The sequence below is a fragment of the Thermogemmatispora onikobensis genome (genome assembly GCF_001748285.1).
GTDB classification, from domain to species: domain Bacteria; phylum Chloroflexota; class Ktedonobacteria; order Ktedonobacterales; family Ktedonobacteraceae; genus Thermogemmatispora; species Thermogemmatispora onikobensis.
On the sequence record NZ_BDGT01000082.1, the window covers coordinates 1 to 14,874 of the forward strand.

Annotated in this window: 9 protein-coding genes and 1 pseudogene; 5 read left to right on the forward strand and 5 right to left on the reverse strand. The window is 60.0% G+C overall.

Annotated elements, in window-relative coordinates; all coding sequences use genetic code 11:
• Positions 1-577 precede the first annotated feature (577 nt).
• Positions 578-2,656 carry an NAD-dependent DNA ligase LigA gene (ligA, locus tag BGC09_RS21045; RefSeq protein WP_084659208.1) on the forward strand — a complete coding sequence of 693 codons (2,079 nt, stop codon included), beginning with the start codon at positions 578-580 and terminating at the stop codon, positions 2,654-2,656.
• 189 nt (positions 2,657-2,845) lie between these two features.
• Here the strand turns inward: ligA and glyA are convergent, their stop codons facing one another.
• Entirely contained in the window at positions 2,846-4,138 is a 1,293-nt protein-coding gene (glyA, locus tag BGC09_RS21050) for a serine hydroxymethyltransferase (RefSeq protein WP_069806170.1), read from the reverse strand.
• 682 nt (positions 4,139-4,820) lie between these two features.
• Between glyA and fusA the strand changes: the two genes are divergently transcribed.
• From fusA to BGC09_RS21065, 3 genes are all read left to right on the forward strand, one after another.
• Positions 4,821-6,878, forward strand: coding sequence for an elongation factor G (fusA, locus tag BGC09_RS21055; protein ID WP_069806171.1), 2,058 nt, complete (start codon positions 4,821-4,823; stop codon positions 6,876-6,878).
• 247 nt (positions 6,879-7,125) lie between these two features.
• Positions 7,126-8,073, forward strand: coding sequence for an alpha/beta hydrolase family protein (locus tag BGC09_RS21060; RefSeq protein WP_069806172.1), 948 nt, complete (start codon positions 7,126-7,128; stop codon positions 8,071-8,073).
• 339 nt (positions 8,074-8,412) lie between these two features.
• The gene (locus tag BGC09_RS21065) at positions 8,413-9,252 is read left to right on the forward strand and encodes a hypothetical protein (RefSeq protein ID WP_069806173.1); all 840 of its coding nucleotides are present in this window, start codon (positions 8,413-8,415) and stop codon (positions 9,250-9,252) included.
• On the opposite strand, the gene BGC09_RS21070 is transcribed toward BGC09_RS21065, so the two are convergent.
• From BGC09_RS21070 to BGC09_RS21085, 4 genes are all read right to left on the reverse strand, one after another.
• Positions 9,249-9,911: an LON peptidase substrate-binding domain-containing protein gene (locus BGC09_RS21070; protein ID WP_069806174.1), complete on the reverse strand. Its 663-nt coding sequence runs from the start codon at positions 9,909-9,911 to the stop codon at positions 9,249-9,251. The two genes, BGC09_RS21065 and BGC09_RS21070, sit on opposite strands and share 4 nt — an antisense overlap.
• A 213-nt stretch (positions 9,912-10,124) precedes the next feature.
• Positions 10,125-12,530: a cysteine--tRNA ligase gene (gene cysS, locus BGC09_RS21075; protein WP_084659209.1), complete on the reverse strand. Its 2,406-nt coding sequence runs from the start codon at positions 12,528-12,530 to the stop codon at positions 10,125-10,127.
• Positions 12,531-12,831: 301 nt separating this feature from the next.
• Positions 12,832-13,311, reverse strand: a complete 480-nt coding sequence (locus BGC09_RS21080; protein WP_069806176.1) for a GatB/YqeY domain-containing protein — start codon at positions 13,309-13,311, stop codon at positions 12,832-12,834.
• Between the two features lie 153 nt (positions 13,312-13,464).
• The gene (locus BGC09_RS21085) at positions 13,465-14,418 is read right to left on the reverse strand and encodes a hypothetical protein (protein ID WP_069806177.1); all 954 of its coding nucleotides are present in this window, start codon (positions 14,416-14,418) and stop codon (positions 13,465-13,467) included.
• Between the two features lie 228 nt (positions 14,419-14,646).
• Between BGC09_RS21085 and BGC09_RS21090 the strand changes: the two are divergent.
• Positions 14,647-14,874 (forward strand): annotated as a pseudogene (locus BGC09_RS21090) (hypothetical protein); the annotation flags it as partial.

A 14,874-nucleotide genomic window follows, 5' to 3' on the forward strand; every position in this document is an offset into this window, starting at 1 on the left:
GACTGGAACAGTTCACGCAGCGTCTGAACATCTCTTGCCTCGACAGCGCTCCAGTCTCCTCCCTGCGGTCACGGACACGACATTGAACCATGCGGGTCGAAGAGCGCGCCAAATCAGCCCTTCGCGGCAGACCTGGCAGATGCGCCCCAAAGCAGGCAGTCTGCCAGGCTGCTCCTCACCCTGGCCGGCCCGACTCAACGGCCACCAGGCCCGCCAGATCAACGATGTTCCCGCTTCTCTCCCCCCGTTGCTGTCATGTGATACGATAGGAAAGCCTGTTCTGTCGCTCCCTGTCCTTCTGCAGAGCTGGCGGAACAGCAGAGCAGACCGGACAGCAGGGCTTGAGCAATCCCACAGAATCAACGGAGTAGACGGGTAAGCATTTATCCGCTCAGTATCAGCTTTACAACGGACCCGCTCGCTCCTGACTGAGAGCATCTCTCTCTGACCCAGAGTGCCCAGTGCCAAGCAGACAGGCAGGCAGGTCAGACTCTTCCTTTCCTGGCCCTTCTCAAAAGAACAAGACAAGTGGGGAGGCATTTCAATCAGTGAGATTCTTTTTCGGGGAGGCAACCTGATGGCCGATCAGATTGAGCAGCAGAATGGGCCGACCGGCGTCGAGCCGAGCCAGGAGGCAAGTAGCAGAGCACACGAGAGTGAGAAACTAGCCGCGCGCGTGGCAGAGTTGCGCCGTCGCATAGAAGAGGCTAACTATCAGTATTACGTTCTCGACAACCCCACACTGACCGACGCAGAATACGATCAATTAATGCAGGAGCTGCGACGCATCGAGGAGGAGCATCCCGAGCTGCAGACGCCCGACTCGCCGACTCAGCGTGTTGGAGCGGCGCCGCTCCCTGAAGTGCGGCAGCACCGTCATCCCGTTCCTATGCTGAGTCTGGCCAACGCCCGCAGCGAAGAAGAGCTACTGGCCTGGCACCGGCGTGCGCAGAACATCTTGCCTCATGCCACCTTTGAGTATGTTTGCGAGCTGAAAATCGACGGGCTGGCTATGGCACTGACCTACGAACAAGGACGACTGACCGTGGGAGCCACGCGGGGTGACGGCCTCGTCGGCGAGGACTGGACCCCCAACGTGCGCACCATTCGCAGCATTCCTCAGCGTTTGCGTGACACCAACCCACCGCCGCGGGTCGAGGTACGTGGCGAGATCTACATGACTATTGAAAGCTTTGAAAAGCTCAACGCCTCACTTACCCGCGAGAAACTCTTTGCCAACCCGCGCAACGCTGCCGCTGGTTCGCTCCGTCAGAAAGATCCGCGCATCACCGCCGAGCGCAACCTCGACTTCTTCGGCTACCAGATTGGCTATATCGAGGGTCGTAACCTGAGCACGCACTGGGAGGCCCTGCAGCTGATCACCGAATGGGGCTTCCCGGTTAACCCCCACAATCGGCGGGCGCGGGACCTCGACGAGGTGCTGCAGTATTGCCGTGAATGGGAGCAGAAGCGTTTTGAGCTGCCCTACGAAATTGATGGAGTTGTCATTAAGATCAATGATCTCGCCCAACAGCAGGAGCTGGGTTATGTTGGACGAGAGCCGCGCTGGGCCATCGCCTTCAAATATCCTCCCATCCAGGTCGCCACACGCCTGCTAGATATCCGTATCAACATCGGGCGCACCGGCTCGGTCAATCCCTGGGCCGTGCTGGAGCCGATCAACATCCGTGGTGTGACGGTCTCGCGAGCCACACTGCACAACGAACAAGACATTCTGCGCAAAGACCTGCGCATCGGCGACTGGGTTATTGTGCAGCGCGCTGGCGAGGTCATCCCCCAGGTAGTCAAGCCCATCGTCGAGCGGCGCACCGGCGAAGAACGCCCCTACACCCCGATCGAACGCTGCCCTGTCTGTGAGACGCCCATCATGCGTCTGCCGGACGAGGCCATTGCCTATTGCCCGAACACGGACTGTCCGGCACGCCTACTGGAGAGCGTCATCCATTTCGCCTCGAAGGGGGCAATGGACCTGGAGACAATCGGCGAGAAGCAGTGTGAGCAATTGGTCAAAGCAGGCTATATTCAAACGGTCGCAGACTTCTACGACCTGACGCGCGAGCAGCTGCTCAAGCTGGAAGGCGTCAAGGAGAAGAGCGCCGACAACATGCTTAAGGCCATCGAGGCCAGTAAGAAGCGTCCTTTCTGGCGCTTGCTCTTTGGTCTCAACATCCGCTATATCGGCGAAAAAACGGCCCAACTCATCGCCGAGCACTTCGGTTCTATGGACCGCCTGCTGACAGCCAGCGAAGAAGAGATTATGGCAATCCCCGGCGTAGGACCGAAGAGCGCTCACAGCCTCTATACCTGGCTCCAGCAGGAGAAGAATCGCCAGCTTATAGAACGCCTACGCCAGGCCGGCGTCAACATGGCCAGCGAAGAACGTCCTGGCGGACCGCTGGCTGGCCAGTCCTTCCTCTTCACTGGCAAACTAAGCCATTTGACCCGTCCACAGGCCGAGGAGGCTGTGCGCCAGCTCGGCGGGACCGTCGCCAGCGGCGTCACACGTTCGTTGACCCATCTGGTTGTGGGCGAAGATCCCGGTTCCAAGCTAGAGAAGGCCCAGCGCGCCGGCGCGCAGATTCACGACGAACAATGGTTCCTAGACCTGCTACGCCAGCATGGCCTTCAGGTCTAGCCTGGCAAGGCTGGAACTCAGGAGCGGGGGGGGCCGGCCTGACGAGAAGGCAGATCAGCGGGCCGCTCCCGCCAGGCCAGAGCAGTGCAGTGGGAGCGGCTCGGAATGCGACCGCCTCGCGAGCCACTCCCGCTTTTCTTCTCCTCCAGCTCTGCCACTCCACTGCCAGGCACCTGCTGGAGCCTGGACTTAGACGTAGTGCATCTCCAGATAGCGAGCGCGCAGCTGATGCACGGCCTCACGCACCTGCTTACCGCGGATCGCATCGTGAATCAGCTGGGCTAGCTCTCCCATCGCTCGCTCATCCATGCCAAAACGTGTCATCTCCTGCACGCCAATGCGCAGGCCCGAAGGATTGCGTGGGTCAGCATCACCAGGCAGCATATTATAGTTCACGATGAGATCGTTGGCCTCCAAACGCCTGGCTACCTCAACACCACCCCCCCAGGCAGCAACATTGACCGCAATCATGTGGCTGCGCGTGTAGCCAAACTCGCGCGCCTCCACCGGCGTGCCCAGCTCATCAAGGGCCTGGCCCAGAGCCTGCGCGTTGCGCACAATCTGGGCCGCATATTCGCGCCCGTAGCGTTTCATCTCGCGGGTCGCCACGAGCAGGGCCGGTAGTGAGAAGAGATGATGGTTGCTTGAAGAGCCAGGGAAGACCCCGCGATCCGCAGGCGGCCAGTACTTCTTTGCCGTCTCCTCGTCCATGTTTCCCAGAATCACCCCGCGCTGCGGTCCAGGAAAGGTCTTGTGCGTGCTGCCGGTCATCCAGGTGGCCCCTTCCTGCAGCGGCGATTGGAACTGGCCCCCAGCGATCAGGCCGAGGACATGAGCGCCATCGTAGAGAACCGGAATATCCCTGGTCTTGCAAAAGGCCGCTACCTCCGCCACCGGCTCGGGGAAGAGGAAGAGGCTCTTGCCCATGACGACGATCTGTGGCTTCACGCGGTCAATCAACTCGAGCGTCTTCTGAGCATCGACATGATAGCGATCCTCAGTAAGGGGGAGATAGTGGAGATTGATAGCTTGAGACCCACCCACCTTCAGCGATTGCCCGCGCGCCTGAATACGCCGCCCGAAGACCCCCACGGCACCGTGGCTGATATGGCCCCCGGCATCGGTCGAATTCACCACAATCGTATCGCCGCCGCGCAGGAAACCGAGCGCGATTGCTGTATTGGCCGCATTGCCACTGATGGGACGGACATCCGCCTGCTTGGCCCCAAAAAGATCACATATCTCATCCCGCGCCATGCGCTCTATCTCGTCGATATAGCGCGTTCCCTGATAGTAGCGATTGATGCGCTCGCCCTCATTAGGATGGCCTTCGGCATAGCGTCCCATGAAATCAGAATTCTGCACACGGCGCACCGCAGAGCTGGGGGTATTCTCACTGGCGATCAGATTGATGCACTCCCTCTGGCGCCAGTGCTCTTGCTTGGCAAGAATAGCCTCAATGTCACTGATATCAACCGTCATCAGTATTCCTCCTCCCGCACAGGCAGTTTAGCGTCTGGCAGCCGGCCTATCGGGCAGCCGTTTCGTCTGGCTGATCGAGTGACCGACGAAGAGCAGACCCGCCGAGCGATCAAGCAAGCATCAAAAGAAATAGGGCTCGCGCCATAGAAAGAGCGCCGTGGCTCGGCTCCTTGGGTTTGGTCTGCCGGGGCCGTGGTGATCAGAGGTTGACCGAAGCCAAACCACCAGCCCCCTCCCTGTCATCCGGCTCGTTTGAGTGTGGCAGACCTTCCCCTGCAGGGAGCGAGCCAGCAAGCGAGCAAGGGCAACTGTGAGTGACTGGCAGACCGACCTGAGCTGATCATGCGCAACGCTGGCGGGTTTAGTGTAGCATGGCCTCCGGCGTCTGTAAATGGCTGCAGCCTCTCTCTGGCCAGGCTGCACGGTGCTCGCCCGGTCATTCAGATGCAGCCCTGAGCGCGCATTGCGACAATAAGCTGAACAAAAGATGAGAGAAAGTGAACCCCGATCGTCTTCAAACAGCATTGAACAAAGATGGCGATCCTGTTATACTACCACCATAGAAAGGAGAAGCGTCGCGTCTGCGCTTGCAAAAGAACGTAATACGCATGGAAAGGAGGGGCGGCATTCTGCACCTCGCAGCCAGGAGCGATCCTGGTAGGGGTTCTGCCGCAACGTTTTCATGAAGGTCTACACGGCAGAACAGATTCGCAATGTAGCGCTGATCTCGCATGTAGGAGCGGGCAAGACGTCGCTGGTGGATGCCGCGCTCTATGACAGCGGAGCCGTGACCAGGCAGGGGAAAGTGGATGAGCGGACGTCGGCGGTCGATTCGGACCCGGAGGAGTTGAAGCGAGGCATGTCCCTCCACGCCAAGCCGGTACCGGTGGAATGGCGAGGCCAGAAGCTGAATCTGATCGACACGCCGGGTTATCCCGACTTCGTCGGTGAAGTGAAAGCAGCGCTGCGCGTGGCTGATGCAGCCTTAATCGTAACGACAGCGGAGAAAGGGGTCGAAGTGGGCACCGAACTTACCTGGCAGTACGCCGATGAGCGCCGGCTGCCACGCATGGTCCTGGTCAACAAGCTGGACCGCGAGAACACCTCGTTCGAGCAGACGCTGGAGGCCCTACGGGCACGCTTCGGTCTTAAGGTGGTTCCTCTGCAGATCCCCATCGGAAGCCAATCGAACTTCAAAGGAGTGGTCGACCTCGTCTCCCGTCGCGGCTTCACGTTCGAGGGCGGTAACAAGGTTCAGGAGGTTACTATTCCCCCCGACCTGCAGGATCAGGTCACCGCTTTCCGTGAGCAGCTGATCGAATCAGCGGTCGAGAACGATGAAGCTCTGATGGATAAGTTTCTCGAAGGTGAGGAGCTGAGCGAGGAGGAGCTGCGTACGCTGGTGCGCCAGGGAACGGTAAGCGGTGAGTTGGTGCCCGTGGTGTGCGCGTCCGCGCTAAGGAATATTGGGGTGCAGACCGCACTTGATGCGCTTCTCGACTATCTGCCGAGCGCCGCCGAGGCCCTACCGGAAGAAGTTCGGGCCCTGGGTGAGACGCCGGCTCTCTTTATCTTTAAGACCGCTGCCGCTCAGGTCGGCACGATCTCGCTCTTCCGCGTCTATAGCGGCACGCTGAAGGCCGACAGCCATGTCTTCAATGTGCAAACGCATGCCGAGGAGCGCATCGGCCAGTTGATCATTCCTCGCGGCAAGGCTCAGGAGAGTACGACGGAGATCGCCGCTGGCGACATTGGAGGAGTGGCCAAGCTCACCAATACCCATACGGGCGATACGCTTGTGGGAAGCAAAGAGATCACCACTGCCCTGGAGCCGATCCAATTCCCCGAGCCGTGCTTTACGGTGGCGGTCTTCCCTAAGAGCAAGGCCGATCTCGATAAGATGAGTAATGCCCTGACGCGCCTGGTCGAGGAGGATCATACGCTGCGGGTAACCCGCGATCCAGAGACGGGCGAAACCCGGATCTCGGGCATGGGCGAGACCCATATCCAGGTCGCCGTCGATATGATTAAGCGTCGCTTCGGTATCGACCTGGAGGTGCGCGATATCCATATCGCTTACCGCGAGACGATTCGCCGTAAGGCACGTGCTAATGGACGCCACAAGCGCCAGACCGGTGGTCATGGCCAGTTTGGCGATGTCTGGCTGGAGATTGAGCCGCTGCCCATTGGTGGTCCCGACACCTTCATTTTTGAAGACCGCATCGTGGGTGGCGTTGTTCCCAGTCAGTTCATCCCTGGTGTTGAAAAGGGCGTGCGCGAATCGTTAAAGCGAGGTTTCATCTCGGGCAATCCGATGGTCTACGTCAAAGTGGCCCTGGTTGATGGCAAATACCACCCGGTCGATTCCTCCGCCCAGTCGTTTGAGATTGCCGCCTCAATCTGCATGCAGGAGGCCGTGCCCCAGGCCAGCCCCACGATCCTGGAGCCGGTGATGAACGTGACAGTGATCGTGCCCGAGCTGATGATGGGCGATGTGATGAGCGATATCAATACGAAGCGAGGGCGTGTGTTGGGTATGGAGCGCCTTGGCAACGGCATGCAGAAGATTATCGCTCAGGTCCCCCAGGCGGAAATGCTCCACTACGCGACAGACCTGCGTTCCCTCACTCAGGGCCGCGGTACCTTTACGATGGAGTTCTATCAGTATGAGGAGGTCCCTCCTCAGATCCAGCAGGAGCTGATCGCTCGCTACAAGAAGGAGAAGGGAGAGTCTGCCTGATTCTCTCAGCCTACAGGCAAGGTGCGCCAATGGGTGAGTAGTGAGCAAGGCGCTCTTCTCATCATCGCCTTTGTTCAAGTGCAGAGCGGGACACCGCCTTTCCAAGGCGGGCAGAGAGCTGCCACCTCTGAGGTCATAGTTGCTGGCTGACTGATTGATTGGTTGATCCGTCAGGACAGGATGGTGCCCCGCTTTCCTTTCTGTGACGGTTGAGTTTGAGTAGCTGGGCCTGTTGAAAGGAGTTGCGATGTCTGTGCAGGATGGGTCTTTCGGCTGGTTGCAGTCTCAGGTATCGGAACTGGATCGCCAGCAAGAGTATGCCCGCGCACGAGCGCTGATCGAGGAAGCACTCCCCTTTTTCCCCGAACATTGGTCTACCCTGGTATTATGGCGCGCTATCCTGACGTTGCGCCAGGGGAACCCCGAGGAGGCCCTGGCGATCCTGGAGGAGGCTGTTGGTCAGGGACTGTGGTTTGGACCAGCTCAGCTGGAGGATGCGGATCTGGCCCCTCTGCATTCGCTGCCGGCTTTCGCAGCCCTGCAAAAGATCTGTCAGGAACGCTATGCAGACGCTCTGGCCCGTTCGCATCCAGGGATTTTGGTACTGGAGCCTGACAATCTTGTTCGCCCCCCCTACCCGACACTGTTCGTGCTGCATGGCAACCAGAGCAGCCCACTGGCTGAGCTTGAGTACTGGCAGCCAATCACGGCCCATCGCTGGCAGGTGGCTCTGCCCTATTCGTCACAACTGGTCGGTTACGGCCTGGCCAGCTGGGACGACGAGGCCCGCGCCGTGGAAGAGGTCTACACTCACTGGGAGCGGCAGCAGCACTGGAAACGTATCGATCTTCAGCATGTGGTCCTGGCCGGCTTCTCGCGCGGCGCCCGCATCGCTCTGCGTCTGGCCCTGGAGGGACGCATCCCCGCCATCGGCTTCATCGCTATCTGCCCGGCCCTGGATGCCAGCCAGACCCTCCTTCCTCACGATAGCTGCCAGGTACAACTGGGCTTTGTGCTGCTCGGTGAGCATGATCAGGGCGCTCCCACTACTCTGGCCACCGTCGAGCGTCTGCGCGCAGCCGGGCTGACCTGCGAGGTGAAACAGTACCCCGGCCTGGGCCACGCCTTCCCACCGAGCTTCGCTGAAGAGCTGCCCACACTCCTGGCACGCTACGTTCCTCCGGTCCCAAGGTAGCAGCCGAGACGAGCACCGCCAGGGCTGACTGGACCTGATCAGGCAGCCGACAACGCTGAACGCAGAGCGTCAATGCGCTGGGCTGGGCGTTCGTTCATTGACCCTTTATCGACACCCGCCCTCGTTCGATCAACCCTTAACGGAATGTCATTTTTTATCTTCGAAGCAAGGCGGCAGAATGCGAGGTTTTGGCCTGAGCGGCTTTCTAGCGAAGGAGGCAGCTCTGCGGACTTGACAGCGGACACCAGGATACGTACAATTCCAGAGACAACGCACAGATCGTGTTCCTTCTTAAGGACGAGAGCAGGGGCCTGCACCAGAGCTCAGTGAGGTGGCCGTATGCCTTCCAGACCGGTTTTTTCCGCACCTTCGCTCGCAGAGGTGCTTAAGCAGCTCAGGATCTACCGGCCCAGCGGTCTGCTAACTATTCAACGAGCACGGGGAGCACCGCCCGAGGAAGTCTATATCACGGTTGAGCGGGGCCAACCAACGCTGGTTGTCTGGAACCGTCAGCAGCAGGAGGCCAGCGAGGCTGTCCTGGCCTGGCTAAATTCATGGGGTGAAATTCGTTTTACTTTTCAATCCGCCGAGCCGCTTCTGCAGCTCCCCGCCCCTGGCCAGCTGGAGCCACAGGAGGGCGCTCCCACTACTGAGGGCGCACACAGGCCAACCTGGCCACCTCTCTCGCTCCAGAGCGGACCTTTGCCCGCCGTCGGAGGTCGGAGCAGTGCCCGCCAAACGATCTCACTCCAGGGACAGCCTGGCAGTACGGCTAGCCCGTCCTCCCAGACGCGCCCGCAAAGCCCCGGTCAGGCCCACGTCCAGGCTCCGGGTCAGGCCCGGCCTCAAAACGGTCGCCTGACCCCACGCTTCGGCGACTCGCTGGTGCTGCCAGCCGTCAAGCTCGCCCAGCCGTCTGGCCCACTGCCGCCGGAAACTGTCGTACCCAGTCTGACCACTCTCGGCAAGGAATATGCCGCTACCGCCGTCCCACGCTACGACCGCATTGTCTTTCTCCTCATCAACGGTCGGCGCACGCTCGGTGACCTGGCCCAGCTGACCCGGCGCACGCCTGCCGAGGTCTACGCCTCCCTCCAGCGTTTGCAGGAACAGGGACTGATCCAGCTAACGCTTCCGCCTACAAACGGACATACTCCTTCTTCCTCTTCATCACGCTAATTCAAAAAGCTTCGATCAGGGTGACTTTGTAAGTGAGCATTACGCTGTAGGACCTGATGCACAAAAGGTACTTCACGCCTCAAAATCTCGTTCTCCTCCGCCAGACGCCGCCGCGTCGAGGTCAGTTCCAGCAGGTGCTGTTTCTGCTCATCGTGCAAATCGAGCAGATAGGCAATGAGATAGGAAAGTTCCTCGGGATCGGTCGGCAGATGCTCCTTGATCTCCTGCTGGCTGTGCGCCTCTAGCAGGATTTCCAAATAGCTGCTGAAGAGATCAAGAGCCCGCTCGACGTAGGGCCTGACCCGACTGGCTGGTTCGCGCGCATCGCGGTACAGCTCAACTACAGCTGAAAGGTAGGGCTGTTGGTGTGTAAGCTGGAGGATGCGAAAGCGCTCGGTGCCAAAGGCGATAAGATTGTAGCGCCCGTCTCCCAGGCGCTCGATCTGCTGAATCGCGGCCAGGGTTCCTACGCTGTAAGGCATTTCCTGAAGATGACGGCTCTCAGGACGCATCAGGACGATGCCAAAGGGAGACTGCTCTTCGAGGCAGCGAGCGATCATCAGGCGATAGCGCCGTTCAAAGATATGCAGCGGTACCGCTGCTGTCGGGAAGAGGACCAGCTGCAACGGGAAGAGTGGAACCTCAATGATTCTCTCCACGGGATCTTCTCCTTCGCACTCGGGCTTTTCTGCAGGATCGTAGGCGTGCTCGCTCGCTTCTGCCGACGCTCTCGTGCCCGCCTGAGTGCCCTACGCTCAGGCGTCGAAGGCAAGCCCTGAGCAAGTCGATGCCGCTCATCGACACTGCCTCCTTCTCTGAGACGAGGCCCGGCGAGATCAGGGGTCAGCCTGCTTCGCTGGCAATGGCCTCCTTCAGATCGCTTGAGCCGCATGGAGATGGGGATGGCAGTGAGCATGATCGGGCCAGTGCTGATGCTCGTGGCTATGCATGACACCCGGCGGCGGCAGCTCTTCGGGTGCGTGACTATGGGTGCCCTCGAGATGATAGGGATGATCATGCCCGTACCAGCGATGGGCTGGATTGCAATGCGCCACCAGCAGGCTCTGCCCGTGATGCCAGCGCGCGCGAAAGACATCATAGTTCTTCTTGCTTTTCGTACGTCGCTCTTCCTCTGTCAGGCTGTACCACTCGCGATGAGGATGCCTGATGAGGCGGGCCGCGACCTCGGGACAGACTACCACACGATAGCCGGCAGCTTTGAAGAAGAAGCTGTAGTGGACGTCGGCCAGGCGATAGAAACGGAATTTTTCATCGAGCCAGCCAATCTCGTTGAGCAAAGTCCGGCGAAAGGCAAACAGATATCCTTCGATGGCATCGACCTCGGGTCCACTCTCTTCGTGAAACTCGCGCAGATCCTCGGTGACCAGACCGAAGGGGCCAGTCACCCCCACCTGTGGATCGCTCAGCGTTTGCTCCAGGGGCGTCCAGATATCACCATCGATCTCAACCGAGGTGTCCAGCCAGACAAGCAATACCCCCTGGCTGGCACGCATGGCGGCATTGCGCCCCGCGGCAAAGCCCAGGTTATGGTCGGCGAAGAGGACGCGCAGGCCAATCCGCTCTCCATTGGCACCGATCAGCGCCGAGCGCCGGGCCAGTTCCCGCAGATAGGGGAGGGTCTCATCGGTTGAGCCATTCTCGATTACGACGACCTCCAGGCGGCGCCCATTGGTATGGCGACAGATACTGTTGAGGCAGCGCTCAAGGTCCGTGCGGTTATTGCGCGCCAGTAGATTGAGCGAGAAGGCATAGCGCGCCGGCTGCTGCGTCGCGTCAGGCGCATCCTGCCAGCGCGAGAGGACAGGGAACTCTTCGCCAAGGCGTCGAGGCCGGACCAGCGTCCCTTCGGGCAGATCGCTCACTTTCCAGCCTCGCTGGAGCAAGTGGAGCCGCCAGGCATCGGCCCGCTCATAGTCCTGCTGCTGGCGCAGGGCTTGCCGTTCGCGCACGATTGCCACCAGCTCTGCCGGCAAGAACTGTTGTGAGTGCTGCGGCATCCGGCGCTGACGCGGTTGCTCGCTCAGGAGATAAGACTGGAGATCGAAGCCGAGCACGCGGTCGAAGTCGAGCAGCAGCTGCAGCTTCATGGTGGCATCCAGCTCGGGAGCGCGCAGCATGGCAGAGAGCACCGCCATTGCCCGCGGAATATGAAGATCATCCTCAAGCTCACGGCGGAAGGCCAGGCGCCAGGGCTGCTCTTGATCCTCCAGCGGCCTGAGCGCGCGCTCTTGATCGGCCCGCCGCCAGAGATCATAGGCACGCTCGCGCAGACGCTCTAGAGCGATCTGGGCCGCTTCGAGAGCGCGGAAGGTGAAGTTGAGCCGGCTGCGGTAGAGGGCGGTCGTGTAGAGATAGCGCAGGGCCAGCGGATCGAAACCGCGCGCCTCAATTTCAGCGCAGGTATAGTCGTTGCTGACCGACTTGGCCATCTTCTGGCCATCAGCAAGCAGATGCTGAGCATGGACCCAGTAGTTAACAAAAGGCTGGCCACTGTAGGCTTCGCTTTGAGCGATCTCATCCTCGTGATGAGGAAAGATATTATCCACGCCACCCGTGTGGATGTCGAAGTGGGGTCCCAGATACTTCATAGACATGGCCGAGCACTCGATGTGCCAGCCAGGGAAGCCACGCCCCCACGGGCTGTCCCAGGCCATGTCACGCCCCAGCTCGGCAGGCTTCCACAACGGGAAATCCTCGGGATGGCGCCGGTCAGCGTCGCTCCCCTCGTGAATGCCAATCTGCATGTACTCCAGTAGATTGCGCGAGAGCTTGCCATAGTCGGGAAAGCGCTGGATGTCGAAATAGACGTAGCCGTGAACCTCGTAGGCAAAACCTTTGCGCAGCAGCTCCTCGATAATCTGGATCATTTCGGGAATATGCTCGCTGGCCCGAGGGAAGACATGGGCAGGCAGAATGTTGAGCCTGGCCTCGTCGCGATGAAAGGCTTCGGTATAAAAGCGCGCGATCTCAGCAGAGGTTTTTCCTTCCCTTCGGGCCTGGGCCTGAATCTTGTCCTCGCCGCGGTCCAACAGCTCATGGCGCATATGCCCGACATCAGTGATATTCTTCACATGGAAGACCTGGTAGCCGAGATACTCCAGAGTGCGACGCAGCCAGTCGGCCATCGTGAAGGTACGCAGGTTACCGATGTGGATATAGCGGTAGACGGTCGGGCCACAGGAGTACATTTTGATCTTGCCAGGCTCCAACGGTATAATTTCCTCGATGCGCCGCGTGAGTGTATTATAGATTCTCATCGCCTCGTCACGCTCCCAGCATGCATCAAACAGTACGACGATGAACGGCCCCTGATTTCCTTCCTTCCCTCCTCCTTTCCCTCTACCAGCCACTCGCTCAAATGCCCGTCTGGCTCGATTCAAGCGCTGCGTGTGCGCCGGCTAACACCGACGGCACCATCCTGTTTTTCCCCCACGGAATTATACCCCCGGCTCGGCGGCTACGACCAGGCGAGGAGACAGGGCAGTCTCGCCAGTACAGTGGCGTGTAGTCTCGCCTCTCTCCTCGCCAGCAACGCTCGTGCACAGGGAGCCCCCCGACTCAGGTTGTCATCTCTTTCACGATCTGCTGGACCCTGGCGCCAGCGGCCTTCCCTTTCAGTTCGCGAGCCGCCAGTGGCATGACCTTGCGAAAGTCGCGCCCCTGCTCCTCGATGAGACGTGTCACCACAGCGCGGATTTCCTCATCACTGAGCTGGGCCGCCTGAAGATAGGACTGCAGAATGGCCTTTTCGCGTTGGGCCTTCTCGACCAGATCACTCCGCCCCCCCTTTTCGTAGAGGGGAAGGGCCTGGTCACGCATCTTGATTTCGCGCTCTAGCACCTGGTAGCAGTCGGCTTCAGTCAGAGGCTTTCCATACTCAGGATGCTTGCGATCGGTGCGTGCAACTTCGAGGTTGTGAATGGCTCCCAGCACCATCCGGAGGGTATCAACTTTGAGCTGATCCCGCGCTCGCTGGGCTTCCTGAATATCCTTCCGCAGCTGCTTCTCGATAGGAAACTCTTCGCGCGTTTGCGCCATACTACACACTCCTCCTATACTCTCAGCAATTCTGTTAGCGATCCTCAGTATAGCCTTTGGCGCCAGTTCTGTCGAGTCGGGCAAGGTGAGCTGGCAAGGCCGCAAGTCAGAACAGCACCCTGGCCTCATCCAGAAGCAGGCCAGTCCACTCTCTTAGAAGAGGCGCCGACCAGTAAAGAGCTGGCCCTGGTGCAGCAAGCGCTCGCGTCCAAGAGGGCTGGCTGCCGCCAGCGCCTCACCAATCTGCCGCAGCGGTACCTCCCCCGCCGGGAGGCGCAGGCGAAGCAGAAAAGCAGCACCTGCCTCTCCCGGCCAGGGGTCACGCTGCCAAAATGAGGCGTGGAGCAGGAAAGGCTGCTCGGCTAGCTGCTCCAGCAAGGCCATCACCTCATACCTCAGAGTACTATACGAAAGATCGCCCGCAGAGAAAGAGAGCGAGAGCGTTTGCGTCCCTAACTCAGGTGCCGCCCCACTGAGCAGCTCATCGCCGAGCTGGTAGACGAGATGATAGACCAGTGCGCCGCTGGCTACCGAGGACAGCCCAGTGGCAGGCGATTCTGCTGCTCCCCCCCGCATCCAATCGCCACGCAAGGAGGCTGGCCATTCTGCAACGAATTGATTGAGCAGATCGAAGGCCAGGGAGCCGCGCAAGAGAAACCACAGCTCATAGAGTTGTTGCTCAGCTCGCCAGCTCTCCAGCCTGGTTTTGGCGGCCTCTAGCGCTGGCGCCAGCTCACTGGCGGCTAACTCTGGTCCCAGCTCTGGGACAGTGCAGACGACGAGAGCTGGGCCTTCCAGAGGCAAAAGGTCAGCTGAGCCTAAGCGTGTGGCCAGGTGCCGCAGCTCACGCTGTAAGGCAGCGGCAACCTGGGACGGCTGGGCGACAGTAGCAAGGAAGCCCAGACGCTGAAGGCGCAGCACGGCCTCCTCCGCGTAGCGCGCACACTGCTCCTCGGTCCACTCCTGTAAGCGCCTAGCGATTGCCAGACAGCGTTCACGGAGCGCTGCCAGTAAGGGTACAAGTTCAGCCTCTCCATCCCGAGCTAGCAGGTGGACACAGAGATGGAGAATCGGCACATCCAGCCCGAGGGCGCGATAGACGTCCATACGGTTTCCTCGCTTTTCCCTATCATAGTCGACACAGGCAAGAGCAACCAACGCCGGCAGCATCCCGCCCCCAACAGCAAGGCGGCACCAGGCAGCTCCGCATCGCGGTTCCCGGCCCAGCCAGACAGACAGGCGGGCCTGGTTGGCCAGATAGCCCTCACGAGGCTATAATAGAGACATCCATCTCTTTTCTGGCAGTCTCTCGCGTCTGGAAAGGTCTTCCCGTTCATGTCTAGCACGACATCCCTCTCTCCGCGCCCGGAGCAGCAAGGCATCCGCATTGGAGCTTTGGTAGCCCTTTTCCTAGGTCCGGCCTTTGTCTTTGCGAATATGTACACGACGCAGGCCATCCTGCCTGTACTGAGCCGGGCTTTCAAAGTCGACGCGCCCACCGCGGGCCTGACCATTTCCATCATCGTCCTGGCGGTCGCCATTGGCTCGCTGTTCTACGGACCT